The following is a 23,783-nucleotide window of genomic DNA, read 5'->3' on the forward strand; positions in this document are numbered from 1 at the left end:
GCGTCGGGCTGATTCAGCCCTTCACGTGGCCGCTGATGTGCTTGTTCATCTCGAACATCGTGACCTTGTCCTTGCCGAAGACCTTCTTCAGCTTGTCGTCGGCCAGGATCTCGCGCTTGTTCTCGGGGTTCTGGCGATCGTGCTTCTTGATGTATTCCCACATCTTGCTGACGATCTCGCTGCGCGGCAGGGGGCCCTTGCCGACGATGGCGGCGAGCTCTTCCGAGGGGGTCACAGGCTTCGAGATGCCGCCGCGAGCTGCGCCCGCTTTCTTTTCTTCTGCCAATTCTCTTCTCCTACAAGATCCTGCCGCCCGTCAGGGACGGCACTGTCATGACTTCGTGAGCGCCGACGGTTTGTGCGCCGCCTTGCCGCCGTTGTCGCTCCTGACGATGTACTGCGGATCGTCCGGCGTCGCACGGACGGTATGGTCCTTGATGCTGGTGTCCGACGTCACCTTCTTCTCGACCTTTCCGTGCGCGGTGCCGCCGTGGGATTTCCACGTGACCTCGTCACCCTTCTTCAGCTGCTTCGTCATGATGACATCCTTCACGGGTGGAATCGTGGAGGGACAATCACCGTACAGCGCTAATGGTTGCATGGCCGAAAGGATCGGCCGTGTCGAGAGGACGCCCCTGCGACACAGCCGGACCGGATCAGAAGCCGGCGCGCGCGCTGATGCCGTAGAAGCGCGGCTGGCTGGGATAGCCGGCGTAGGTGCCGGTCTGTTCGGGCACCGGGAAGCCGGTGACGTTGTAATATTGGTTGGTCAGGTTCTCAACCCACAGTTCCAGCCGCTGCGAGCCGCTGGCGTTCTGGAGGCCGATGCGCGCGCCGACCAGCGGATAGCCCGGGTTGTAGATCGGCGCCCGGCCGGTGATCGCGCTCGGCGCCGCCGAGGGTATGTTGACCTCGCTGTTATAGCGCATGTCGACGTGGAACAGCCCGCGCAGCCCCTCCGACAGGCGCGGCTGCCAGGTAACGGCGGTGGTCACGACATGTTCGGGCTGGTTCGCGATGCGCAGGCCCGCGGTGCCGGCGAGCGGCGTGCCGGTGAAGTTGTTCGAGCTGTCGTAACGTGCGTCGAGATAGGTGTAGCCGAGCCGCACGGTGAAGTCGCGGATCGGCTGGATGATCGCCTCCGCCTCGACGCCCTTGCTGGTCGTCTTGCGGACGTTCTGCACGACGAAGCTGTTGCCACTGAACACCAGGTTCTGGAGGTTGTCGAACTTCTGGTAGAAGCCGGCGATGTTGAAGGTGAATGCGCGGCTGAGGCTGGTCTTCAGGCCGATCTCGAAAGCGTTGACCGTCTCCGCGCCGAATTCCAGGTCGCTCGCCTGCGCGCCGTTGCCGCCGAGCACCGTCGAATCGAAGCCCGCCTGGTCGAGGTTGTAGCCACCCGATTTATAGCCGCGATCGTAGCTGGCATAGGCCAGCACGTTCTGATCGATCTTGTACGCGAGCTTGGCGGTGCCGGTCACCCGGCTCTCGCTGCGGCGATCCTGATAACGACCGTTGAATTCGGTCGATACCGCCGGGTTGCAGGTCAGCAGGAACAGGTTGTTGAACAACGTCTGGTTCGCGGCGCGGATCGCGGAACGCAGCGTCGCCGCGCGCGGATCGGCCGAGAAGAAGAAGGCGCAGCCCGCCGTGTCGTTGGAGATCGTGGCGTCCAGGTTCTTGCGCTCGTAATTGTAGCGCGCGCCCAGCGTCAGCGAGAGCTTGTCGGTCACGTTGATGATGTTGTGGGTGAAGAGCGCGAAGGCGTCGGTCTTCACGCTATAGTCGTTGTTGTTGCCCTGACCTGCTGCGTTCCCGACCAGCGGGGTGTTGAGATAGGCGAAGAGTGCCGGGCTCTGCGCGGCCGCGGCTTGCAGGGCCGGGCTGGACGCCAGCAGCACCTGGCTGAACAGCGGCACGCCGCCGGTCTGACCGGAGCGCGGGAAGCTGCCGAAGAACTGCGCGCCGGTCGGCAGCGCCGTCGACGCCGTTGCGCCGCGCAGCAGCGTGTCGACGTAGAGGTTGTTGTCCGCCCCCAGTCGCACGGTGTCGTGCAGCTTGTTGCTTTCGTTCAGGTAGAAGCCGCCGACGAGCCAGTCGAGCTTGCCGCCGAAGGCCGAGCCCTGCAGCCGAAGCTCCTGCGTGAAGTCCTTGATCTTGACGGTGTAATTGTCACGATAGGCGCGATCGATACCGGAGAAGTCGATGTCCTGATCGCGCAGCACGCCCCAGTCGCGATAGGCGGTGATCGACGTGAACTTCGCTTCGCCGATGTCGGCGTTCAACTCGCCCGAGGCGCCGAAGTCGCGGACCTTCTCGGCATAGTTGCGGGTCGGGGAGATCGCCATGCGACGGTCGCTGGGCGGGCCGGCGTAGAGGCCGGTGCGGCCCTGGGCGGTCGCGATGCTGTTGATCGCCGCCGCAGTCGGGCCGCGCACGACGCTGACGGCGCCGCAGCACTGTTCGTCGGTCTTGTAGTAATCGGCGATCAAACGGAAGCTGAGCGTCGAGGTGTCGTAGAGCATCTGGCCGCGCAGATACCAGCGATCGAGATCGTTGACGCTGCGGTCGGCATTGACGTCACGAATATAGCCATCGCGCTGGCGCCAGCCGCCATCGACGCGGACGGCGAGATTCTCGGCGACCGGGCCGGTGACGCCGCCCTTCACCGAATAGGCGTTGTAGTTGCCGTAGCCGGCCTCGACATAGCCGCCGAAGTCGAACTTCGGGCGGGCGGTCATGATGCTGATCGCGCCGGCCGAGGTGTTGCGGCCGAACAGCGTACCCTGCGGTCCGCGCAGCACCTCGACCCGCTCCAGCTCGGGCAGCTCGGCGACCGCGATGCCCGCACGGCTGCGGAAGACGCCGTCGATGAAGATGCCGACGGCGGGTTCGAAGCCGGGGTTGTCGCCCGACGTGCCGATGCCGCGGATCGATATGTTGGTGTTGTTCGCCGCCGACTGGCCGGTCACGGTCTGGAGCGAGGGCGCCAGCTGTTCAAGACCGCGCACGTCGGTGACGTTGGCGTCGCGCAGCAGCTCTGCGCCGACCGCGGTCACGGCGATCGGCACGTCCTGCACCGTCTGGTCGCGACGCGTGGCGGTGACGATGATATCGTTGGCCGACTGATAATCGTCGTCGTTGCCGACGGTCGCCGGTGCGGTCTGGCTGGGCTGGGCCGGGGACGTTGCGCCCGCGGGCGACGTCGCCTCCGTCTGGGCGAACGCCGGCGCGGCGGAGAGCAGGGCTACCGATGCGGCGGCGAGCAGCTCGAACTTCTTGGTCATGACATCCCCTGCAGATGGGCGTCCGGTCTGTGCCGGATCGTACGATGGAAAAGCGGAACGTCCCCGACTAACGCTGTCGCGACTCAGGCGTCAACGATCGTTGCAACGCGGAACCGGCGGTTTTCCGCCACTGTTTCCCGGATGCAACGGTGCGGCGACGCGCTGGGCGACCGGGCCCGACACGGGCAAGGTTCTGTTACGAGGCGACTTTATGAGCATAGTGATCGATGATGACGACGTGCCCGCCGGGCCTGCACCGAAGATTCCGGTGCCGGACCATGTCGCCGCGGCGATCGAGACGCTGATCCGCTGGGCCGGCGACGACCCGAATCGCGAAGGGTTGCGCGATACGCCGCTGCGCGTGGCGCGGGCGTGGAAGGAATATTGCCAGGGCTATGGCGAGGATCCCAGCATCCACCTGTCCCGCGTGTTCGAGGAGGTCGGCGGCTATGACGAGATCGTGCTGCTGAAGGACATTCCGTTCCAGTCGCATTGCGAGCATCATATGGCGCCGATCATCGGCCGCGCGCACATCGCCTATTTGCCGCAGGATCATGTCGTCGGCATCTCGAAGCTGGCGCGCGTGCTGCACGGCTTCGCACGGCGATTGCAGGTGCAGGAGCGGCTGACGGCGGAGGTCGCCGATTGCATCTGGAACGGCCTGCACCCGCGCGGCGTGGCGGTGGTGATCGAGGCGACCCACGCCTGCATGGCCGCGCGCGGTGTGCGCACGCCGGGCGTGTCGATGGTGACCAGCCGGATGATGGGCGTATTCCGCGAGGACGAGCGCAGCCGCAAGGAGGTGCTGTCGCTGATGGGGCTGGGGTGATCGACGCCGATATCGATGCGCTGACGCGGGCGGCGGTCGCCGCCTGTCCCGACCTGGCGGGGTTGCCGGTGGTCGTGCACGACGGTGGATGGGACAGTATCGGGCTGGACTTCGGCGACGCGTGGATCTGCAAGTTTCCGCGCGATGCCGATGGTGTCGACGCCCTGCGGCGCGAGGCGGCGGTGCTTGCGGTGGTCCGCCCGCATCTGACGATCGCGGTGCCCGACATGGCGGTGATCGAGGGGCCGGTCGTGTTCACGCGGCACCGCAAGCTGCCGGGCGACGCGGTGCTGACCGAGGATTACGACCGCCTGTCGGAGGACCGGCGCGACCAGCTGGCGGCCGATGTGGCGACGTTCCTGGCCGAGTTGCATGCGATCGATGCGGACTTGGCGGCGATCGGCGTCTGTGACGATGACGACGATGATGATGGCGAGGAACACGATATCGTGGCGGGGCTGGCGCTTTTGCCCGCCGAGTTGCGCGCTTCGGCAGAACGGATGCTGGCCGCGTATGATGCGCTCGACGACGATCCGCTGCGGGAGGGGCTGTGCTACCTCGACGCGCATGGCCGCAACTTCGCGTTCGATGCGACGGCGGGTCGTTTGGCGGGCATCTTCGATTTCGGCGACGTCGGCATCGCGGGCCGGCACCAGGAATTCGTCGAGCCGGCGTATATCGGTCGAGACTCCGCCCGGCGGGTAATCGCCGCCTATGAGCACGCGACCGGCCGGACGGTCGATCGCGCACGGGTCGAGACGCTGATCGGGTATCAGCGGCTGGCCGAGCTGGGCGGCGATGCGGACCATCCGCGATATGGCGCGCTGGTTCGAATGCTGGCGGCGGACTGGTTTCGAGCGCCGACGCTGTCTCGCGGCGCGTGAGCTAAAGCCGCGCGAACAGATTCAGCGCGGCGATGTGGTTCACCCGGGCCGGGGCGCGCCGGTTGACGACCTGGTTGAGGTAGCCGGGCTCCAGCGTCATGCCGCGACCGATGGGCAGGCCGACGCCGACGAAGCTGCGGGTCTGGTCGAAGCCCCGGCGGACGCCCCAGCGCGTGTCGTCGAGCGCGATGAAGGTTTCGTTCCAGACTACCGCTTTCAGCGATCCTCGGGTCGTCAGCGGGGTTTCCAGCCGAAGCTGCTGACGGACGCGCCAGGCGATGTCGTCGCTCGCGCCGACGCGGAAGCGCTGTTCGAGGCGGGTGCGGCCGGTGACGCGGGTGGTGACGTCAGCCTTCGTGAAGCGATAGCCGAATTGCTGCCACAGCCGGTGTTCCTGCGTGGCGGGCGCGGCGGTCGGATCATTGCGGAAGTAGAGATAGCCCGCCGTCGCCGACCATCCCCGCGGCAGGCGGTAGGTCAGGCTGGGGCGCAGCAGCAGCTGTCCGAGTTCGGGGAAGCGATCGTCGGAGCGGATGTGGACTTCCATCGTCGCGTCGAGTGTCGGTGAGAGCGTGGTGGTGACGGTGGCGGCGTTCCAGACCTGCGTATCGTGGTCGGCCTGCGCGGCGGCTGGGGTCGAGGCGAGGACGGCGGCAAGGATGAGCAGGTGACGCATGACGCGCGCCTAGCCTGCCCATCCTCGCCGGTTGGTCACCGCTTCGTCAGGAAATGTTGCCCCGTACCCGGTTGGCCGCGCTGAGCACGGCGCGGACGCTGGCGGTCGCAACGTCGGCGTCGATGCCGACGCCGAAGATCGTGCGGCCCTCTGCGGTGCGGCACTCGACATAGGCGGCGGCCTGCGCATCGGCGCCATGGCCGATCGCGTGCTCGCTATAGTCGACGATGTCGAGCGCGGGGCCGGTGGTGTCGGCGAGTGCGGCGACGACGCCGGAAATCAGGCCATTGCCGCGGCCGGAGATCGAGCGTTCCTCGCCATCCACCGCGACGCGACCGACGAAGATGCGGTCGCCGGCGGGGCCGCTTTCCTCATAGTCGAGCAGCGCGAAGCGGTCGCCGGGGCGGGGCAAATAGGTTTCCTCGAACCGCAGCCAGATGTCGGCGGCGTTCAGTTCGCGGCTCGTCTCGTCCGCCAGCGCCTGGACGTGGCGGCTGAAGTCGGCCTGCAGGCGCTTGGGCAGTTTCAGCCCGCGATCCTGCTCGATCACCCAGGCGACGCCGCCCTTGCCCGACTGCGAATTGACGCGGATCACCGCCTCGTAATCGCGGCCGAGATCCTTCGGGTCGATCGGCAGATAGGGCACGTCCCAGACCTGATCGTTGCGTTCGGCCTGCGAGGCGAAGCCCTTCTTGATCGCGTCCTGATGGCTGCCGGAGAAGGCAGTGAAGACGAGGTCGCCGCCGTATGGATGGCGGGGGTGGACGGGCAGCTGCGTGCAATATTCGACCGTCTTGATGACCGCATCGATGTCCGAGAAGTCGAGGCCGGGATCGACCCCCTGGGTGTACATGTTGAGCGCAACGGTCACGAGGCAGACGTTGCCGGTGCGCTCGCCGTTGCCGAACAGGCAGCCCTCGACACGGTCGGCGCCAGCCATCAGCCCCAGCTCCGTCGCGGCGACGCCGGTACCGCGGTCGTTGTGGGTGTGGAGCGACAGCAGCACGTTTTCGCGATTGCGGATGTTGCGGCCGAACCATTCGACCTGATCGGCATAGACGTTGGGCGTCGCGCATTCGACCGTGGCGGGGAGGTTGAGGATCAGCGGCTTGTCGGCGGTCGGGCGCAGGATGTCGATGACCGCCTCGCAGACCTCCAGGCTGAAATCGAGTTCGGCGGTGGAGAAGGTCTCCGGCGAATATTCGAAGCGCCAGTCGGTGCCGGGATAGGCGGCGGCCTGATCGCGCATCACCTTCGCACCCTCGACAGCGATGCCGCGAATCTCGTCGCGCGACATGCCGAAGACGATGCGGCGCCACGCCGGGCTGACCGCGTTGTAGAGGTGGACGATCGCGGTCTTCGCGCCTTCGAGGCTGGCGAAGCTCGTCTCGATCAGGTCACGGCGCGACTGGGTGAGCACCTGTACGGTCACGTCGTCGGGGATGGAGCCCGAGCGGACCAGCCCGGAGATGAAGTCGAATTCGGTCGCGCCCGCGGCGGGGAAGCCGACCTCGATCTCCTTCAGCCCGACCTTCACCAACAGGTCGAAGAAACGGCGCTTCTTCTCGGCATCCATCGGATCGATCAGCGCCTGATTGCCGTCGCGCATGTCGGTCGACAGCCAGCGAGGGGCTTTGGTGATCGTCTGCGACGGCCAGCGGCGGTCGGGCAGGTCGATGGCGGGGAAGAGGCGGTATTTGGTCGAAGCGGTGCGCAGCATGGCTCGTCTCTCGCGAAGGCGGGTCGTCGTATCGGGTGGATCTTGCCCTCAGGCGGTTCGCGGCGCCGGATGAGCGGGCGCACGGCGATGGTCGCGCCTAAGGGCGCGTAAGTCGTAGCAGCGAGAGGCGTGGTGCCGAAATCATTGCGTACCGCGATAGCGTGGCAGCGAGGGCGATGTCCAGTGCGCGAACTTCACATAAATCAAGTTACTGTTATCGCCAGCTTAATAGACCCAGCTTACCAGTTCTCCGAACAATGTGGGGAACATGAATGCGGCAGGTCGTCTACATCAGCACAGCGGCGCGATCGATCGCGCCGGGCGACATGGATGCGATCCTGGACGCGTCGCGCCGGAACAATGCGCGCGATGCGATCAGCGGGCTGCTCTACTATGACGGCCGACGTTTTCTGCAGGTTTTGGAGGGCCAAAGCGGCGCCGTCGCACGAGCGCTGGGGCGGATCGAGGGCGATGCCCGTCACCGCGCGATCGTGGTGCTGTCGGATCGCATCGTCGAGGCCCGCGAGTTCGGCGACTGGGCGATGGCGGCGCAGCGTCCGGGCGGGGACTTCGATTCGGTCGTCGCGCGGGTGGATGCACTGTGCGTCAATGCGGCACCGGGGGTGCGGGCGACGTTCGTCGGCTTTGCGGAGACGCGGCGAGACGATCTGAGACTATCCGTCAGCGCTGGGTGACGTCGAAGCACCTCGGGAGAGGTGGCGTCGACTTCACCCAGGCCGAACGAGCGTTGGCCGCTTACTTCTGGAACGCGGCGGCGATGTCGAGCTTCACCGCGTCGCCGACCATCGGCACGCCGAAGCCGAGGCCGAACTGGCTGCGCATGATCGTGCCCGTCGCGTGGAAGCCGACATTCTCCTTGCCGCCCATCATCGCCGGGGCCTTGCCCGCACCGTAGAAGTGTACGTCGAGCGTGACCGGCTTGGTGACGCCGTTGAGCGTCAGGTTGCCGGTGACCTTCGCGGTCTGGCCGCTGGCGACGACGTTGGTCGAGACGAAGCGCGCATCGGCGGCGTTGGCGCCGAAGAAGTCGGGCTTGCCGCCGTCCTTGCCCGCGCGGGTCAGATGGGCGGTCAGGCCGGCGCTGGCGGTCGTCACCTTCGACACGGGAATCGTCACATCGACCTTCGTCGTGTTCGGCCGCTTCGGATCGAGCGTCAGCGTGCCCGTCACGTCGCCGAAGATGCCGGTGTAGGGCGAGAAGCCGAGGTGATCGAGCGTCCAGGTGACGAGCGTGTGGCCCGGATCGGCGGTGTAGGTGCCGGCGGTGATCGCCGCGGTCGATTTGCTGCCGGGTGCGGCCATCGGTTGCTGCTGAGCGACCGCGCCGGTGGCGGCGAGGGCGAGGACGGTGGCGAGGATGAGGCGCATGATCGGAAACTCCCTGTGTGACGTGGTGCCGTTGAACCACAGCGCGGACCCGCGCGAAAGTCGTTAAAGGGGAAACGGACCGGTTCAGTTGAGCACTGGTCCGGTCGCGCCGACGCCGGCGCGCGGCCGGCTGGGCGGCGCATCGGGCGGCGCGTCCCCGCCGCCCTTCACAATCAGGTCGAAACGGATACGGACCCAAACACCGATCTGCGGCTTGCCGTTGACCGTCGGCGGGCGAACCAGGAACTGGAACGACGCCTGCCGCATCGCGCGCGATATGCCGGAGCCCGGCGTCTCGCCCATCTGGCGGCAATCCTCGACATGCCAGCGCGCGACGGTGCGGCACATGATGAGGCCGTAACCCGACGTCGAGCGATTGGGCATGTAGGTCGCCATCTCCGCCCGCGTCGGTTCGCGATACCATTCGGCCGGGTACAGCGTCTCCCCGTTCGGCGCGCCGCCGGGAATCCCGGGCGTGGTCGGGCCGCCGCCGCTGTCGGCCACCTCCGACGACCCCGATCCGGCGGATGCACCGGGCATCTTGCCGATGTCGGATCTGGCGAAGGATCCGCGATCGAGGCGGATCCAGGGTGTCACCGGCTGCACGGGGGTGTCGGGTGTCGGCTCGGCCGGGCGGACCTGCGGCTGGGCGGCCTGCGTCGCCGCCTTGGGCTGCGCACGAGGGGCGGGGCGGGCGCTGGGGCTGGCCGCCTTCGTCCCCGTCTCCGTCACGTCGAAGGTCGCGAGCGGATCGCCGCGCGGCGGCTCGCGCAGCTCGCGCCGGCCCGCCCACAGCAGCGCGAGGATGATCGCGACGAGGATCGCCAGCGACAGCATCGTCGCGGTCGCACGGCTGCCCGCGGACGGATGGGCGCGGTACGACGCGGTACGATACGACGTCGAACGCATGACGCGCGGGCGTTAGCGGATGCGGGGCGGGGTGGGCAACGGGTTTGCGGGAGGATGCTGTGGCGCCGTCGCCTCAGCGGCGGCAAATGCGACGCAATTAACCTGAATCAGCATCTCTAGAGGGAACGGATGTCGCGGCGCGACGCTGAAACGGCATGGCGACTTTCCACATCAACGTGCGCACGGGTTCGCATATCGCGACCACGCTGACGGTCGACAAGGCCGATCACGCCGAACTGCGGCTGGAGATGGCGCGGTTCGTCGGCGAACTGTTGACGAAGCACGCGGCCCAGATCTGGGCGGACGAGGACTGGCAGGTCGATGTTAGCGACGAAACCGGGCTGATCCTGTACGCGATGCAGGTGTCGGCATCGAAGACGCCAGCGACCGCCGGGCTCGTTCTGTAGCCGGCGACGCCTCCGCCTGTTTTGTCTGGCAAATTACGGGCGGCTTGTAATATCAACCCGATGCACCAGGCGTCGTCGGGAGAGGATATCATGTCGCTTAGGACATTGGGCAGGCACGTCATCGGGTGGTGTCTTACCGGCGCCACGATCGCGGGCATGACGCCAATTGCATCGGCGCGGGAGCCCGTCGTGGTCGCCGCCACGCCGCCGATGGGGTGGAATCCGTACAATGTGTTCGACCTCGACTATGGCGAGGGCGACGTCATGGCGCAGGCCGACCTGCTCGTGAAGCTCGGGCTGGCGAACCGCGGCTATCGCTACGTCAACATCGACGATGGCTGGTGGCTGAAGCGCGAGGGCGACACGATCCGCGTGCGCACCAGCATCTATCCGTCCGCGCGATTGCCGGACGGCACCACCAGCCTGCGCCCGTTCGTCGATCGGCTGCACGCGATGGGACTGAAGGCGGGCATCTACACCGATATCGGCCGCAACAGCTGTTCGCAGCGGTTCCGGCCGAAGACGCCGAACCTGCCCGAAGGATCGGTGACCGAGCGGGAAATCGGCACCTACGGTCATCACGGTCAGGACGCGGCGCTGTTGTTCGCGAAATGGGGGTTCGACTTCATCAAGGTCGATGCCTGCGGCGTCGCGGATTACGAGCGCGACGTGCCGGTGGTGCGCGACGGCACGTTCCGCGCATTCGATCCGCTGATCGTCCGCGGCAAGCCGGCTCAGTCAAACGCGGGCGAGCTTTCGCGCCAATCTGCGAGCTTCGCCGCCGCGGTGCGCCGCGCCGCGGGCGGACGCCGACCGGTGATCTCGATCTGCGCCTGGGGCGAGGCGGATGTGAACGACTGGGCGCATGACCACGGCCATATGTGGCGCACCAGCTACGACATATCGGCGACCTGGGCGTCGATGCTCGCCAACTTCGACAGCGCCGCGTCGCGCGCGCGGTTCGCCGGGCCGGGACGGTGGAACGATCCCGACATGCTGGAGGTCGGCAACGGCGCCTTCGACGGCGACCACCTGACCGCGGCGCGGGCGCATATGAGCCTGTGGGCGGTGCTGGCCGCGCCGCTGATCCTCGGCAACGACCTACGCCGCATGACGCCGGCCATCGCCGCCATCATCGGCAACCGGGACGTGATCGCGGTGAACCAGGACCCGGCGGGCAATCAGGGCGTGGTCGTGTCGCGCGATGGCGACGGCGAGGTCGTGGCGAAGGCGCTGTCGATGGATGGCCACAAGGCGGTCGCGCTCATCAATCGCGGGAGCAAGCCGCTCAGCCTGTCGGCCAGCCTCGCCGATCTCGGCCTGTCGCCGACGCGCCCGGTGGCGATCCGCGACCTGTGGACTGGCGCGCGGGTGCGCCCCGTCGGGGCACGGATCACCGTCGCGCTGGCGCCGCAGGAGACGGTGTTGCTGCGCGTCGAGGGGCAGCCGCTAACCCCCGGCGTCAGCCTGCCCGCCGATATGCCGGCGCGGTTCGCGGTCGCGGATGCCGGTTACAAGGCGCCGGACCGCACGCTCGATCGGCAGTGGGTGCTCGCGCGGATCGGGTTCCAGCCCTACGGCGAGCCGCTGATGCTCGGGGGGCGGCAGGACAATTTGGGTTTAGGTGTCGCGGCGGGGTCGCGGGTCGGTGTCGACCTCGATGGCCGCTATCGGCGGGTGATGGTCGATCCGCGGACATTGGGTGCGCAGGCGGGGCGTTTCGAGATTCGGGGGGACGGCAGGGTGCTGCGGGCGGGGACGGCGACCGCGGGCGCGACGCCGGTGTCGATCGATGTGCGGGGGGTGCGCCGGATCGAGCTGGTCGCGCCGGTGGCGGGTGGGGCGGTGACGGCGTTTGCGTGGCATCGGTTGCGGTTCGTGCGGTAGCGGCCGCCACACGCCTGCCCGTCGGACCCGGCGAAGCCGGGCCCTGTGGGCCGGCTTCGCCGTGCCGTCCGGTTGGGCGACAAGTGCGAATTAACGTTTAATTCTTGGCCTTGTCGACCAACTTATTCGCCCCAATCCATGGCATCATCGCGCGAAGCTCCGACCCGGTCTTTTCGATCGGATGCGCTTCGGCAAGCTTGCGCGCGGCCTTCAGTTCGGGCTGGCCGGCGCGGTTGTCGAGGACGAAGTTCTTCACGAAGCGGCCCGACTGGATGTCGGCCAGCACGCGCTTCATTTCCTTCTTCGTCTCGTCGGTGATGATGCGCGGGCCGGTGACGATGTCGCCGTATTCGGCGGTGTTGCTGATCGAATAGCGCATGTTGGCGATGCCGCCCTCATACAGCAGGTCGACGATCAGCTTGGTTTCGTGCAGGCACTCGAAATAGGCCATCTCGGGGGCGTAGCCCGCCTCGACCAGCGTCTCGAACCCGGCCTGGATCAGGTGGGTGATGCCGCCGCACAGCACGGCCTGCTCGCCGAACAGGTCGGTTTCGCATTCCTCGCGGAAGTTCGTTTCGATGATTCCCGAACGGCCGCCGCCGACGCCGCTGGCGTAGGCGAGCGCGATATCGTGCGCGTTGCCCGACTTGTCCTGATGGATCGCGACCAGGCAGGGGACGCCGCCGCCCTTCACATATTCGCTGCGCACGGTGTGGCCGGGGCCCTTGGGCGCGATCATGATGACGTCGATGTCGTCGCGCGGCTCGATCAGGCCGAAGTGGACGTTGAGGCCATGGGCGAAGGCGATCGTCGCGCCGGGCTTCAGGTTCGCGTGCAGATCGTCGGCGTAGATCGCCGCCTGATGCTCGTCGGGCGCGAGGATCATCAGGATGTCCGCCCAGGCGGCGGCGTCCTTGTTCGTCATGACCTTGAAGCCGGCGCCTTCGGCCTTCTTCGCGGTGGCCGAACCGTCGCGAAGGGCGATGGCGACGTCTTTCACGCCCGAATCGCGCAGGTTCTGCGCGTGAGCATGACCCTGCGAGCCATAACCGAGGATAGCGATCTTCTTGTCGGAGATCAGGTTCAGATCGGCGTCGCGATCGTAATAGACACGCATGGTAACAGGCTCCCTTTCAACATGTGCTCCCGCGCAGGCGGGAGCCTAGAGTTTCCGGCCGCGTCGCGTGCGGCCCCGGGCTCCCGCTTTCGCAGGAGCACGGCAAATGATTTCAGGCCCCCTCGCGACCGCGCGCGATGGCGACGATGCCGGTGCGGGCGACCTCGATCAGGCCGACTTCGCCCATCAGCTCGACGAACTTGTCGATCTTCTCGCGCCCGCCGGTCACTTCAAACACGAAGCTCGACGTCGTCGCATCGACCACGCGCGCCCGGTACACGTCGGCGAGACGCAGCGCCTCGATCCGGTGATCGCCGGACCCGGCGACCTTCACCAGCGCCAGCTCGCGCTCGACGTGCGCGCCGTCCGCGGTCAGGTCGACCACCTTGTGCACCGGCACCAGCCGGTCGAGCTGCGCGACGATCTGTTCGAGCACGTGCGGGCTGGCCGAGGTGACGATGGTGATGCGGCTGACGGCCTGGTCCGCGGTCACTTCGCTGACCGTCAGGCTCTCGATATTATAGCCGCGCGCGGTGAACAGGCCGGCGATCCGCGCGAGGATGCCGGGTTCGTTGTCGACGATGACCGCCAGCGTGTGGCGTTCGGCTGTTTCGGTCTTGATGTGCATGGCTCTTCTCAAATCCTCCCCGGCACGGGGAGGGGGACCGGCGCGTAGCGACGGTGGAGGGGGGCGGGCGGCAGGCGGCTCGTTCGCGGTGAGCCCCCTCCACCACGGCCTGCGGCCGCGGTCCCCCTCCCCGTGCCGGGGAGGATCAGGGGTGAAATCAAACCAAGGCCTTGGCCTCGTCGTCCATCTCGCCCGAGACTTCGTTCGCCTGCAGGATCATGTCCGTGTGGGCGGCGCCGCTCGGGATCATCGGGAAGCAGTTGGCGAGCTTCGCGACGCGGCAGTCGACCATGACCGGCCCGTCGTGCGCCAGCATCGCGGCGATGCCGTCGTCGAGTTCGTCCAGCGTCTCGATGCGGATGCCCTTCCAGCCATACGCCTCGGCCAGCTTCACGAAATCGGGCAGGCTGTCCGAATAGCTTTCCGCATAGCGCGAGGAATAGGTCAGTTCCTGCCACTGGCGGACCATGCCCATATATTCGTTGTTGAGGATGAACACCTTCACCGGCAGGCGATACTGGGTCGCGGTCGCCAGTTCCTGGATGTTCATCTGGATCGAGGCTTCGCCCGCGATGTCGATGACGAGCGCATCCGGCTCCCCCAGCTGCGCGCCGATCGCGGCGGGCAGGCCATAGCCCATCGTGCCCAGGCCGCCGCTGGTCAGCCATTTGTTCGGCGCCTCGAACCCGAAATGCTGCGCGGCCCACATCTGGTGCTGACCGACTTCGGTCGAGACGATCGGGGCGCGGTGCTTCGTCGCCTCGTACAGCGCGCGGACGGCGCGCTGCGGCATGATCTCTGTCCCATTCTCCGGGAAGTCGAGGCAGTTCTTGGCGCGCCAACCCTCGATCCGGCTCCACCAGTCGGTGAGGTCGGGTTTCGGATGCGCGCGGGCGTGCCACGCCGCCACCATCGCCGCCAGCGCATGCGCGGCGTCGGCGACGATCGCGAGGTCGATCCGCACCGTCTTGTTGATGCTGGAGCGGTCGATGTCGATGTGGACCTTGCGGCTGGTCGGACTGAACGCGTCGAGCCGCCCGGTCACGCGATCGTCGAAGCGCGAGCCGACCGCGATAACGAGGTCGGCGCGGTTCATCGCCAGATTGGCCTCGTACGTCCCGTGCATGCCGAGCATGCCGAGCCACTGCGGCGAGGAGGCGGGCAGCGCGCCCAGCCCCATCAGCGTGGAGGTGACGGGGGCACCGGTCAGCGCGACGAGTTCGCGCAGCATCTCCGTCGCGCGCGGCCCCGCGTTGATGACGCCGCCGCCGGTGTAGAACACCGGGCGCTCGGCGGCGGCGAGCATGTCGATCGCCTGCTCGATCGCGGCCTGGTCGGGTTCGACCTGCGGACGATAGGTCTTGTGACGGATGGGGCCGGGCGCCGTGTAGCGGGCGGTGGCGACCTGCACGTCCTTGGGGATGTCGACCACGACCGGGCCGGGGCGGCCGGAGGTAGCGATGTGGAACGCCTCATGCAGCACGCCGCCGAGGAGGGCGGGATCCTTCACGAGATAATTGTGCTTGCTGCAATGGCGCGTGATGCCGACGGTGTCCGCCTCCTGGAACGCGTCCGTGCCGATCAGGCCGGTCGGCACCTGCCCGGTGATGACCACCATCGGGATCGAATCGAGCAGCGCGTCGGTGATGCCGGTGACCGCGTTGGTCGCGCCGGGACCGGAGGTGACCAGCACGACGCCGGGACGTCCGGTCGAGCGGGCATAGCCCTCCGCCGCGTGCGTCGCCGCCTGTTCGTGGCGGACGAGGATGTGGCGGATCTTGCCCGAGCGGAAGAGCGCGTCGTAGATCGGCAGCACGGCGCCGCCGGGATAGCCGAAGACGACCTCCACGCCGAGATCGACCAGCGCCTCGACCAGAATGTCCGCTCCGCTGCGTTCCGACACGTTTCGTTCCTTCGATTGCTCGCAGGCGCAATATCACGCTGCGATGCGGCCCGCTACTTGCACTAAAATGTCATGTCAACACTTACATGCGTAATCTTGTTTCAATATCGTTGAGTGAGACATTGCGTTCGTTACGGGTCCAGCCGGCCGGGGGCTGGTTGCGGAACCATGTGTACTGGCGCTTGGCATAGCGGCGAGTGGCAATGCGGGCGGCGGCGAGCGCCTCGTCTCGGGTGAGCGCGCCGGCCAGCATCGCCGCCGCCTCCGCCACACCGATCGCGCGGCGGACGGGGGCGTCTGCGGGAACATCGGGGCGGGCCAGCAGCGCGGCCACCTCTTCGCTGACGCCGCCGTCGAACATCGCGGCGAGGCGCGCGTCGCAGCGCGCGAACAGCCAGTCGCGTGGGGGCAGCAGAATTGTGGCGACCAGATCGACCTCGCCGCCGATGCCGCCCGCCAGCGCCGACTGCCATTCGGCGAGCGAACGCCCGGTCGAGCGCACCACCTCCAGCGCGCGGGCGACGCGGGTGGTGTCGGCGGCGTGAAGCCGGGCGGCGGCGGAGGGATCGAGGCGGGAAAGTGCGGCGTGGTTGTCTGCGACGCTGCTGGCGCGGATTTCGGCCCGGATAGCGGGGTCGATGGCCGGCACGGGCGCGATGCCGTCGACCAGCGTGCGCAGATAGAGCCCGGTGCCGCCGACGAGGATCGGCAACCTGCCCGCGGCGTGGGCTGCGGCGATCGCGTTGCGCGCCTCCTCCGCCCAGCGCGCCGCGCTGTAGCCGGTGTCGGCGCCGTCGACATGGCCGAACAGCGCGTGTGGCGCTTGCGCTTCCTCGTCGGGTGAGGGGCGGGCTGAGAGGATGCGCAGGTCGGCATAGACCTGGCTGGCATCGGCGTTGATGACGACGCCGTCATGAGCCTGCGCGAGGGCGACCGCGAGCGCGGACTTGCCGCTGGCGGTCGGTCCTGCGATGAGCGCGAGCTTGGGAAGGGGGCGGTTCACGCCTTCAAACTCCGTTCGCCCTGAGCTTGTCGAACGGCTGCCCTTCCTTTCGTCCGGCACGCGAAGCGGCACGAAGAAGAAGGGCAGGGCTTCGACAAGCTCAGCCCGAACGGGTTGGGGTAGGAGCGACGACAGATGTTCACGGCAACCCTCATAGCATCCGGCACCCTGACGTCAGGCGATCTTTCCGCTGCGCAGGACCGGCTGGCCGCGGCCGGCTGCGCGCCCGTCGGGGCGGGGTGGATCGATGCGGGCGAAGCGGCGGACGTGGTGTTCGGCCTGCGCTCCGATCAGGCGCGCGTCGCGCTGGAGGGCGTGTTCGTCGGCACGGATGTGGTGGTGCAGCCGTCTGAGGGCCGAGCGAAGGCGCTGATCGTCGCCGACATGGATTCGACGATGATTACGGTCGAGTGCATCGACGAACTGGCCGACTATGCCGGCATCAAGCCGCAAATCGCCGAGATCACCGAACGCGCGATGCGGGGCGAACTGGATTTCGCCGGCGCCCTCGATGCGCGCGTGGCGCTGCTGAACGGGCTGGAGGAGAGCGCGATCGACCGGTGTCTGGCCGAGCGGGTGCGACTGATGCCGGGCGCCAAGGCGCTGGTGCGCACGATGACGGCGCGCGGCGCGCATGCGGTGCTGGTGTCGGGCGGCTTCACCCGCTTCGCCGAGCCGGTGGGCAGGGAGATCGGCTTCGACCGGGTGATCGCCAACCGGCTGACCATCGCGGGCGGCAAGCTCGACGGGACGGTCGCCAAGCCGATCGTCGACAGCGCCACCAAGGAGCGTACGCTGACCGAGGCGATGACCGAGCGCAGCCTGCCGCGCGAGGCGACGCTGGCGGTGGGCGACGGCGCCAACGACCTGGCGATGATCGCCGCGGCCGGACTGGGCGTCGCCTATCACGCCAAGCCGGTCGTCGCGGCGGCGGCGGGTGCGCGGATCGACCACGGCGACCTGACCGCGCTGCTGTGGGCGCAGGGGATCGCGCGGGCGGAGTGGGTTTTGGGGTGAGAGGCCTAATCCACCAACCCACAGACCATGTACATCAGAGGACAATTTCACCCGTCATGACGGAAACGCAGGACCCGCGTACCGTCGCGACGATATCATCGTCTATTCGATATGCCTCCGCATGCAGCAAACTTGTTCGCCCCATTTCGACGCCTTGATGGATTTGAAAAGCGGCCTGCATCGTCTCGACGTCAAGCGTGTCGCCGCCGGTGACGACAGCAAGTGGATTCCCCCAAAGCGTGCCTCAGTAAAAAACATCGACGTTGGTGAACGACAATTTGGGCAATGTTAATCTGTTTGGAAGGGACTGAATGGAAATCATCATTCAGCGTGAGGAAGGACGTCGATCACAATCCTATCGCACTGGCACGCACGGCTCCGCCATCTCACAGGCCCGCGCCGCGTCTGCCTTCGTCGCATAGGGCCCGACCAGCAGGCGGGTGAGGTCGCCGGTCATGGGATAGCTCGGCTGGCGGCCGGGGAAGCGGGGGGTGAGTTGCGACCATAGGCGGCGGGCGCCGTCCGGGTTGCGGAAGGTGCCGAGCTGGACTCGCCATTCGCCGCTGTTCGGGGCCGTGGCGGTTGTTGTGGGCGTGGTCGGGCGGGGCGCGGGCTTCGGCTGGGGTGCGGGGCGGCTGGGGGTGATGACGAGATCTCGGGCCATCGCGATGCCCTTCTGACGTTCGGCGAGCGGCATCAGGCCGTCCATCTGCGCGAGCGCCTGGGTGGCTTGCGGCAGGCCGGCGGCCTGGGCGCGGGTCATCAACGCGTAGGCGCGGACGCGGTCCTGCGGCACGATGTCGGCGTTGAAGTGAATCATGCCGAGCACGTAGAGCGCTCTCGCCTCACCACGCGCGGCGGATTTCTCCAGCCAGGGCAGCGCCTGTGCTGCGCGGCCGCTCTGGAACAATGTCAGCGCGTAATTGTCCTCGGCCGGCGGATAGCCCTGCAGCGCCGCCTTGCGATACCAGCCCTCAGCCGTCGCCAGATCGAGTGGCACGCCGCGGCCGAGTTTATAGGCTTGTCCCAGGTTGAACTGCGCGGCGGCGTCGCCGGCAATCGCGGGTGCGCGCCATTCGGCGACGGCGCGCTTGTAATCACCGCGTTGCCACGCCGCGACGCCTGCCTTCGTGCCGGCGACCGCCGGCGTCGTCGCCGCCAGCAGCAGCAGCATCGCGATCAAACGCTTCCCCATCATCCCCGCTCCGCGTGGCCCCCGGACAAGATGTACGACCTGTTAGACATGAATCGCAAAGAAATCATGAGCCCGCGGGCCGGCGTCGGCGGGGCTCGCATTAACCCCTTCTTATCAAGCGCCATGTCATCGGGATCGTGAGACTATCGACAAGGCAGGGGTCAACATGCGCGTACTGGCGATGGCATCGCAAAAGGGAGGGTCCGGCAAGACGACCCTGTCCGGGCACCTGGCCGTGCAGGCGCAGCAGGCCGGCGCCGGTCCGGTGGTGCTGATCGACATCGATCCGCAGGGGTCGCTGAGCGACTGGTGGAACGAGCGGTCGACCGATTATCCGGCGTTCGCGCAGACCACGGTCGCGCGGCTCGCCAGCGATCTTGAAGTGCTGCGCCAGCAGGGCTTCAAACTGGCCGTCATCGATACGCCGCCGGCGATCACGCTGGCGATCCAGAGCGTCATCGCCGTGGCCGAGCTGATCGTCGTTCCGACGCGACCGAGCCCGCACGACCTGCGCGCGGTCGGCGCCACCGTCGACCTGTGCGACCGCGCGGGCAAGCCGCTGATCTTCGTCGTCAACGCCGCGACGCCCAAGGCGCGCATCACGTCCGAAGCCGCGGTCGCACTGTCCCAGCATGGGACAGTCGCACCGGTGACGCTGCACCAGCGCACCGATTTCGCTTCGTCGATGATCGACGGGCGGACGGTGATGGAGACCGATCCGAACGGCAAGTCGGCGGCCGAGGTCACCGCGCTGTGGACCTATATCGCCGACCGGATGGAGAAGAATTTCCGCCGCACCGTGTTCACGACGCCGAGCGTGGCCCTGCCACGCGTCGCCGCCGGCGGGGGCTTCGGCCGCCGCGTCATGAACTGAGGGGCGGACATGTTCGGCACCATCAAGCCAACCGCGTCGCTGTCCTCGGGACTGCTGGCGCGCAAGGGACAGGCGCGCCCGGCGATGCGCCCGCAAGGTTTCCACGGACAGGCCGGCGACTTCGGCAAGTCCACGGTCGGGCTCGACGATCTCGGCTGGAACGACATGGGCGAGGACGATATCGGCGAGGACGAGGCGCCGATCGTCTCGATCGCCACCGCCGCGCCGCCCGAAACGCCGCCGGTCGCGAGCGTGCCGAGCGTGCTGGTCGAGCGCGCCGCGCTGCTGGAAGCGGTGACGCCGGTCGAGGACGACGCCGACGCTGCGCCGTTGCCGCCGCTGGGTGCCGATGCCGCCCGCCGCATCGCGCGCGAACTGTCGGCGAAGACGGTCAAGGCGGCCTTCACGCTGCGGCTCGATCCGGATCGACATCTGCGCCTGCGGCTCGCCTCGGCCAGCCGCAACCGGTCGGCACAGGCGCTGGTCGTCCAGGCGTTGGACGCCTTCATCGAATCGCTGCCGGAGGTGGAGGGGCTTGCCGCCCAGCTTTCGCCCAAGGCTGCCGGAGGACAATCATGAATTGCAGGTCGATAATCGCCGCCACGCTGATCGCGGGGGCCAGCCTGAGCTGCGGCGTCTCCGTCAGTGCCGCGGGCGATACCGAAGCGGCGCGGCACGCCGTCGCGCAGGCGCGCACCGCGGGCAAGGCGCTGGCGAAGCACGAACCCACCAAGGCGGTCGCGGCGGCCGAGGCGGCGGTGGCGATGAGCCCGCGGACGGCGGCGTATCGTACGCTGCTGGGGCAGGCCTATCTGGCGTCGGGGCGTTTCCCGTCGGCGGTCGCCGCGCTGAATGACGCGCTATCGCTCGATCCCTCGGACGGTGCCGCGGCACTGCATCTGGCGCTGGCGAAGATCGGGATCGGCGACTGGAGCGGTGCGCGGGAAACGCTGATCGCGCATGAGGCGACGATCCCGGCGGGCGATCGCGGACTGGCCTTTGCGCTGGCGGGCGATCCGGTAACGGCGGTGTCGGTGCTGACCGACGCAGCCCGCACGCCGGGCGCGACCGCGAAGACGCGGCAGAATTTGGCGCTCGCGCTGGGCCTGGCCGGGCGGTGGCAGGATGCGAAGACGGTGGCGGCATTCGACGTCGCGCCGGGCGAGCTCGACAAGCGGCTGATGCAGTGGATGGCGTTTGCGCGCCCAAGCGGGGCCGCCGATCAGGTGGCGGCGCTGCTGGGCGTCAGCCCGATCGAGGATGCGGGCCAGCCGGCGCGACTGGCGCTGAATGCCGGCGCGACGGCCGTGGCTGCTGTTGCGGAGCCTGCCCCGGTTGCGGTGGCGGCGCCGGTCGAGCCGGTCGCGGTGGCACCGGTAAAGGTCGCGGCGATCGTGTTCGCGCCGCGTCAGGAGGTGGTGCAGCCGCTGCCGATGACGGTCGCGTCGCGCCCGGTCGTGGCCGCGGTGAAGCGTGACTATGTGGTGAAGGTGTCGCGACCGGCGGCGGCGACGAGCGGCAGCTGGTTCGTTCAACTCGGCGCCTATGACAGCGTCGCTACCGCCCAGGCGGCGTGGACGCGAATGAGCCGACGCCATCGCGTGTTGTCGGCGCAACGGCCGCAGGGGATGTCGGTTTCGACGCGGGGCGGGAGCCTGTACCGGCTGTCTGTCGGCGGCTTCGCACGCACAGAGGCGAATGCGGTGTGCCGTAGCGTGCAGCAGGATGGCGGACGATGCTACGTCCGGACGTTCGGCGGCGATGCGCTGGCTGCGTGGCTGCGGTCGGGGGTGCAGGTGGCGGCGCGGTGAGGGCTCACCGCTAACGCTGTCTTGCTCGCGTCTGCGTGAGCACGAAGTTTTTCTTATCAGGCGGCGATTTCGCTGCCACCCTTCCACACGCGGAGCACCTTACCCTGTACGGGCAAACCATCGAACGGCGTATTGCCGCACGTTTCCGCCGTCACCTGCCACGGCGCGCCTTCGTCGAAGAGCACGAGATCGGCGGGTGCGCCCGGCGTGAGGGTGCCGGTGTCGAGCCCCAGCACCGCCGCGGGGTTGACCGCGAGTAGCGCGAACAGGCGATCGAGACCGATGTCGACCGTCCGCGCAACGCCCAGCGCCAGCGGCAGCAGCGTCGCCGCGCCCGCCGCGCCGGGGGCCGAATCGGCGAAGGGCAGGCGCTTCTCCTCCGGCCGGCGCGGATCGTGACCCGAGGCGATGACGTCGATCGTGCCGTCCGCAATCGCCGCCAGACAGGCCCGGCGATCACCCTCCGACCGCAGCGGCGGAGAGAGATGCGCGAACGTGCGGAAGTCATTCATCGCGATGTCGGACAGCAGCAGGTACGCTGGCGTGATGCCGCAGGTGACGGCGACGCCGCGACGCTTCGCCGCGCGGATCAGGTCGAGCGCGGCGGCGGTGGTGACCTGCCGGATATGCAGGCGCGCGCCGGTATCTTCGGCCAGCATCAGATCGCGCGCGACGGCCAGCGCTTCGGCGACCGGCGGGGCGGAGGGGAGGCCGAGCAAGGTTGCGGTCAGCCCGTCGGTGGCGACGGCGCCATCGCTCAGTCCCGCATCTTCGGCATGAGCCACCAACGTCAGCCCGCAATCCTTCGCATAGGCAAGCGCGCGGCGCATCAACCCGGAGTCGCCGATCCAGCGCCGCCCGGTGGCGACACCGCGCGCGCCGGCGCCGGCGGTGATCGCCATCTCGGCCAGATCTTGGCCCGCTAGACCCTGGGTCGCGGCGGATAGCGGGTGGACCCAGAGTTCGGGCTTTCCCATCGTCGCGGCGCGGCGAACGATGCCGGGATCGTCGAGCACCGGCGTCTGGTCGGGCATCAGCCCGATACGGACGATGCCGCCCGCGCGGCACGCCGCCTTGTCGACTGCGAAGGCGCCCAGGTCGACGATCGCGGGGGCGAGCACCTTGCCACGGCAGTCGATGACGGTGGATTCGTGCGATGAATCCGCCGCGATCGTGTCGCCAGCGACGTGCAATTCGCCTTCGCGAATGCCGTTCGCCGGGCAGACGAGCCGGGCGTTGACAAAGCGGAGGTTCATGCCCAGCCCTCCACGCCGCGTGAGGCCCGGGTCAGCACGTCCATGCAGGCCATGCGCACCGCCACTCCCATCTCGACCTGTTCGGTGATCGCCGAGCGCTCCGGGTGATCCGCGACATCGGAGGCGATCTCGACACCGCGGTTCATCGGCCCCGGATGCATGACCAGCGCGTCTGGCTTGGCGCGCGCCAGCCGCTCCATCCTGAGGCCATAGCGCAGGTGAAATTCGCGCGAGGAAGGCAGGAAGCCGCCGGTCATCCGTTCGTTCTGGACGCGCAGCATCATCACCACGTCCGCCCCCTCCAGCGCCGCATCGAAATCGGTGAACGGCGTTACGCCGAAATCCTCGATCGCCGGCGGCATCAGCGTCGAGGGCGCGCACACCCGCACCTCGGCCGCCAGCGCGGTCAGCGCGAGGATGTTCGAGCGCGCGACCCGGCTGTGCAGCAGGTCGCCGCAGATCACCACGCGCTGGCCGGCGATGCTGCCGCGCCGCCGCCGGATGGTCAGGGCGTCGAGCAGCGCCTGCGTCGGATGTTCGTGCCGCCCGTCGCCGGCGTTGAGGACGGGGCAATCGACCTGATCGGCGATCAGCCGCACCGCGCCGCTCGCCATATGGCGGATGACAATCACGTCGGCGCGCATCGCGTTCAGCGTGACGGCGGTGTCGATCAGCGTCTCGCCCTTCTTCACGCTCGACTGGGCGGCGTGCATGTTGACGACGTCGGCGCCCAGCCGTTTGCCGGCGATCTCGAAGCTGAGCAGCGTGCGCGTCGAATTCTCGAAGAAGGCGTTGATCTGTGTCAGGCCCGCCAGCCTTCGGTCGGGCGTCGCGCGGGCGCGGTTCGGCGCGATCCAGCGTTCGGCCTCGTCGATCAGGAACAGAATCTCATGCGGCTGCAGCCCGGCGATGCCGGTCAGGTGCCGATGCGGGAACGCCGCGCGGCCGGGAAGCAGCACGGAGGGGCGGTGGTCTGACGCTTGCATTGAGG

The 23,783-nt window shown here is 68.0% G+C and carries 23 protein-coding genes; 9 read left to right on the forward strand and 14 right to left on the reverse strand.

What is annotated here, in order from left to right:
* Positions 1-13 precede the first annotated feature (13 nt).
* The 3 genes from ACX40P_RS06095 to ACX40P_RS06105 form a co-directional block, all read right to left on the reverse strand.
* On the reverse strand, positions 14-286 hold the full coding sequence (locus tag ACX40P_RS06095) for an SWIB/MDM2 domain-containing protein (RefSeq protein WP_459125435.1): 273 nt from the start codon (positions 284-286) through the stop codon (positions 14-16).
* 45 nt (positions 287-331) lie between these two features.
* Entirely contained in the window at positions 332-538 is a 207-nt protein-coding gene (locus ACX40P_RS06100; protein WP_459125436.1) for a hypervirulence associated TUDOR domain-containing protein, read from the reverse strand.
* Between the two features lie 118 nt (positions 539-656).
* Entirely contained in the window at positions 657-3,287 is a 2,631-nt protein-coding gene (locus ACX40P_RS06105) for a TonB-dependent receptor (RefSeq protein WP_459125437.1), read from the reverse strand.
* Between the two features lie 211 nt (positions 3,288-3,498).
* Between ACX40P_RS06105 and folE the strand changes: the two genes are divergently transcribed.
* Together folE and ACX40P_RS06115 are read left to right on the forward strand one after the other, a co-directional pair.
* Positions 3,499-4,116 carry a GTP cyclohydrolase I FolE gene (folE, locus tag ACX40P_RS06110; RefSeq protein WP_459125438.1) on the forward strand — a complete coding sequence of 206 codons (618 nt, stop codon included), beginning with the start codon at positions 3,499-3,501 and terminating at the stop codon, positions 4,114-4,116.
* Positions 4,113-5,000, forward strand: a complete 888-nt coding sequence (locus ACX40P_RS06115; protein WP_459125439.1) for a phosphotransferase family protein — start codon at positions 4,113-4,115, stop codon at positions 4,998-5,000. The genes folE and ACX40P_RS06115 overlap by 4 nt, the downstream gene beginning before the upstream one ends.
* A gap of 1 nt (position 5,001) precedes the next feature.
* Here the strand turns inward: ACX40P_RS06115 and ACX40P_RS06120 are convergent, their stop codons facing one another.
* Entirely contained in the window at positions 5,002-5,676 is a 675-nt protein-coding gene (locus ACX40P_RS06120; RefSeq protein ID WP_459125440.1) for a DUF2490 domain-containing protein, read from the reverse strand.
* 46 nt (positions 5,677-5,722) lie between these two features.
* Positions 5,723-7,396, reverse strand: coding sequence for a 2-isopropylmalate synthase (leuA, locus tag ACX40P_RS06125; protein WP_459125441.1), 1,674 nt, complete (start codon positions 7,394-7,396; stop codon positions 5,723-5,725).
* 272 nt (positions 7,397-7,668) lie between these two features.
* Between leuA and ACX40P_RS06130 the strand changes: the two genes are divergently transcribed.
* Positions 7,669-8,091: a BLUF domain-containing protein gene (locus ACX40P_RS06130; RefSeq protein ID WP_459125442.1), complete on the forward strand. Its 423-nt coding sequence runs from the start codon at positions 7,669-7,671 to the stop codon at positions 8,089-8,091.
* 61 nt (positions 8,092-8,152) lie between these two features.
* Here ACX40P_RS06130 and ACX40P_RS06135 read toward each other — a convergent pair whose 3' ends face one another.
* Both ACX40P_RS06135 and ACX40P_RS06140 read right to left on the reverse strand, forming a co-directional pair.
* Positions 8,153-8,785, reverse strand: coding sequence for a YceI family protein (locus ACX40P_RS06135; protein ID WP_459125443.1), 633 nt, complete (start codon positions 8,783-8,785; stop codon positions 8,153-8,155).
* 84 nt (positions 8,786-8,869) lie between these two features.
* A complete protein-coding gene (locus ACX40P_RS06140; protein ID WP_459125444.1) occupies positions 8,870-9,694 on the reverse strand; it encodes a hypothetical protein in 825 nt (274 codons plus the stop codon).
* A 155-nt stretch (positions 9,695-9,849) separates the two neighbouring features.
* On the opposite strand from ACX40P_RS06140, the gene ACX40P_RS06145 reads away from it, so the two are divergent.
* Both ACX40P_RS06145 and ACX40P_RS06150 read left to right on the forward strand, forming a co-directional pair.
* Positions 9,850-10,101 carry a DUF6894 family protein gene (locus ACX40P_RS06145; RefSeq protein ID WP_459125445.1) on the forward strand — a complete coding sequence of 84 codons (252 nt, stop codon included), beginning with the start codon at positions 9,850-9,852 and terminating at the stop codon, positions 10,099-10,101.
* A 156-nt stretch (positions 10,102-10,257) separates the two neighbouring features.
* A complete protein-coding gene (locus ACX40P_RS06150; RefSeq protein WP_459125446.1) occupies positions 10,258-11,988 on the forward strand; it encodes an NPCBM/NEW2 domain-containing protein in 1,731 nt (576 codons plus the stop codon).
* Between the two features lie 97 nt (positions 11,989-12,085).
* On the opposite strand, the gene ilvC is transcribed toward ACX40P_RS06150, so the two are convergent.
* The 4 genes from ilvC to miaA form a co-directional block, all read right to left on the reverse strand.
* Positions 12,086-13,105, reverse strand: coding sequence for a ketol-acid reductoisomerase (gene ilvC / locus ACX40P_RS06155; protein ID WP_459125447.1), 1,020 nt, complete (start codon positions 13,103-13,105; stop codon positions 12,086-12,088).
* Between the two features lie 112 nt (positions 13,106-13,217).
* The gene (ilvN, locus tag ACX40P_RS06160) at positions 13,218-13,733 is read right to left on the reverse strand and encodes an acetolactate synthase small subunit (RefSeq protein ID WP_459125448.1); all 516 of its coding nucleotides are present in this window, start codon (positions 13,731-13,733) and stop codon (positions 13,218-13,220) included.
* A gap of 157 nt (positions 13,734-13,890) precedes the next feature.
* The gene (ilvB, locus tag ACX40P_RS06165; protein ID WP_459125449.1) at positions 13,891-15,636 is read right to left on the reverse strand and encodes a biosynthetic-type acetolactate synthase large subunit; all 1,746 of its coding nucleotides are present in this window, start codon (positions 15,634-15,636) and stop codon (positions 13,891-13,893) included.
* Between the two features lie 82 nt (positions 15,637-15,718).
* Positions 15,719-16,639, reverse strand: coding sequence for a tRNA (adenosine(37)-N6)-dimethylallyltransferase MiaA (gene miaA, locus ACX40P_RS06170; RefSeq protein ID WP_459125450.1), 921 nt, complete (start codon positions 16,637-16,639; stop codon positions 15,719-15,721).
* A 135-nt stretch (positions 16,640-16,774) separates the two neighbouring features.
* On the opposite strand from miaA, the gene serB reads away from it, so the two are divergent.
* On the forward strand, positions 16,775-17,656 hold the full coding sequence (gene serB, locus ACX40P_RS06175; protein WP_459125451.1) for a phosphoserine phosphatase SerB: 882 nt from the start codon (positions 16,775-16,777) through the stop codon (positions 17,654-17,656).
* Positions 17,657-18,011: 355 nt separating this feature from the next.
* Here the strand turns inward: serB and ACX40P_RS06180 are convergent, their stop codons facing one another.
* On the reverse strand, positions 18,012-18,851 hold the full coding sequence (locus tag ACX40P_RS06180) for an SPOR domain-containing protein (RefSeq protein ID WP_459125452.1): 840 nt from the start codon (positions 18,849-18,851) through the stop codon (positions 18,012-18,014).
* Positions 18,852-19,017: 166 nt separating this feature from the next.
* On the opposite strand from ACX40P_RS06180, the gene ACX40P_RS06185 reads away from it, so the two are divergent.
* From ACX40P_RS06185 to ACX40P_RS06195, 3 genes are read left to right on the forward strand one after another with little or no spacing between them, the layout of a single operon-like run.
* Positions 19,018-19,725, forward strand: coding sequence for an AAA family ATPase (locus tag ACX40P_RS06185; RefSeq protein ID WP_459125453.1), 708 nt, complete (start codon positions 19,018-19,020; stop codon positions 19,723-19,725).
* A 9-nt stretch (positions 19,726-19,734) separates the two neighbouring features.
* On the forward strand, positions 19,735-20,304 hold the full coding sequence (locus ACX40P_RS06190) for a hypothetical protein (protein ID WP_459125454.1): 570 nt from the start codon (positions 19,735-19,737) through the stop codon (positions 20,302-20,304).
* Positions 20,301-21,536 (forward strand): SPOR domain-containing protein, encoded by a 1,236-nt coding sequence (locus tag ACX40P_RS06195; RefSeq protein WP_459125455.1) that lies wholly within the window; start codon positions 20,301-20,303, stop codon positions 21,534-21,536. Before ACX40P_RS06190 ends, ACX40P_RS06195 begins: the two co-directional genes overlap by 4 nt.
* A gap of 56 nt (positions 21,537-21,592) precedes the next feature.
* On the opposite strand, the gene ACX40P_RS06200 is transcribed toward ACX40P_RS06195, so the two are convergent.
* Positions 21,593-22,792, reverse strand: a complete 1,200-nt coding sequence (locus ACX40P_RS06200) for a dihydroorotase (RefSeq protein ID WP_459125456.1) — start codon at positions 22,790-22,792, stop codon at positions 21,593-21,595.
* Positions 22,789-23,778 (reverse strand): aspartate carbamoyltransferase catalytic subunit, encoded by a 990-nt coding sequence (locus tag ACX40P_RS06205; RefSeq protein WP_459125457.1) that lies wholly within the window; start codon positions 23,776-23,778, stop codon positions 22,789-22,791. The genes ACX40P_RS06200 and ACX40P_RS06205 overlap by 4 nt, the downstream gene beginning before the upstream one ends.
* Positions 23,779-23,783 lie beyond the last annotated feature (5 nt).

It is taken from the genome of Sphingomonas sp. RS2018, from assembly GCF_054489605.1.

Coding starts and splice junctions, on each gene's coding strand:
- ACX40P_RS06100 (WP_459125436.1), bottom strand. CDS start 538: ATGACGAAGCAGCTGAAGAAGGGTGACGAGGTCACGTGGAAATCCCAC.
- serB (WP_459125451.1), top strand. CDS start 16,775: ATGTTCACGGCAACCCTCATAGCATCCGGCACCCTGACGTCAGGCGAT.
- ACX40P_RS06195 (WP_459125455.1), top strand. CDS start 20,301: ATGAATTGCAGGTCGATAATCGCCGCCACGCTGATCGCGGGGGCCAGC.
- ACX40P_RS06120 (WP_459125440.1), bottom strand. CDS start 5,676: ATGCGTCACCTGCTCATCCTTGCCGCCGTCCTCGCCTCGACCCCAGCC.
- leuA (WP_459125441.1), bottom strand. CDS start 7,396: ATGCTGCGCACCGCTTCGACCAAATACCGCCTCTTCCCCGCCATCGAC.
- ACX40P_RS06140 (WP_459125444.1), bottom strand. CDS start 9,694: ATGCGTTCGACGTCGTATCGTACCGCGTCGTACCGCGCCCATCCGTCC.
- ilvN (WP_459125448.1), bottom strand. CDS start 13,733: ATGCACATCAAGACCGAAACAGCCGAACGCCACACGCTGGCGGTCATC.
- ilvC (WP_459125447.1), bottom strand. CDS start 13,105: ATGCGTGTCTATTACGATCGCGACGCCGATCTGAACCTGATCTCCGAC.
- ACX40P_RS06205 (WP_459125457.1), bottom strand. CDS start 23,778: ATGCAAGCGTCAGACCACCGCCCCTCCGTGCTGCTTCCCGGCCGCGCG.
- ACX40P_RS06190 (WP_459125454.1), top strand. CDS start 19,735: ATGTTCGGCACCATCAAGCCAACCGCGTCGCTGTCCTCGGGACTGCTG.
- ACX40P_RS06185 (WP_459125453.1), top strand. CDS start 19,018: ATGCGCGTACTGGCGATGGCATCGCAAAAGGGAGGGTCCGGCAAGACG.
- folE (WP_459125438.1), top strand. CDS start 3,499: ATGAGCATAGTGATCGATGATGACGACGTGCCCGCCGGGCCTGCACCG.
- ACX40P_RS06145 (WP_459125445.1), top strand. CDS start 9,850: ATGGCGACTTTCCACATCAACGTGCGCACGGGTTCGCATATCGCGACC.
- ACX40P_RS06130 (WP_459125442.1), top strand. CDS start 7,669: ATGCGGCAGGTCGTCTACATCAGCACAGCGGCGCGATCGATCGCGCCG.
- ACX40P_RS06105 (WP_459125437.1), bottom strand. CDS start 3,287: ATGACCAAGAAGTTCGAGCTGCTCGCCGCCGCATCGGTAGCCCTGCTC.
- ACX40P_RS06200 (WP_459125456.1), bottom strand. CDS start 22,792: ATGAACCTCCGCTTTGTCAACGCCCGGCTCGTCTGCCCGGCGAACGGC.
- ACX40P_RS06150 (WP_459125446.1), top strand. CDS start 10,258: ATGACGCCAATTGCATCGGCGCGGGAGCCCGTCGTGGTCGCCGCCACG.
- ACX40P_RS06135 (WP_459125443.1), bottom strand. CDS start 8,785: ATGCGCCTCATCCTCGCCACCGTCCTCGCCCTCGCCGCCACCGGCGCG.
- ACX40P_RS06180 (WP_459125452.1), bottom strand. CDS start 18,851: ATGGGGAAGCGTTTGATCGCGATGCTGCTGCTGCTGGCGGCGACGACG.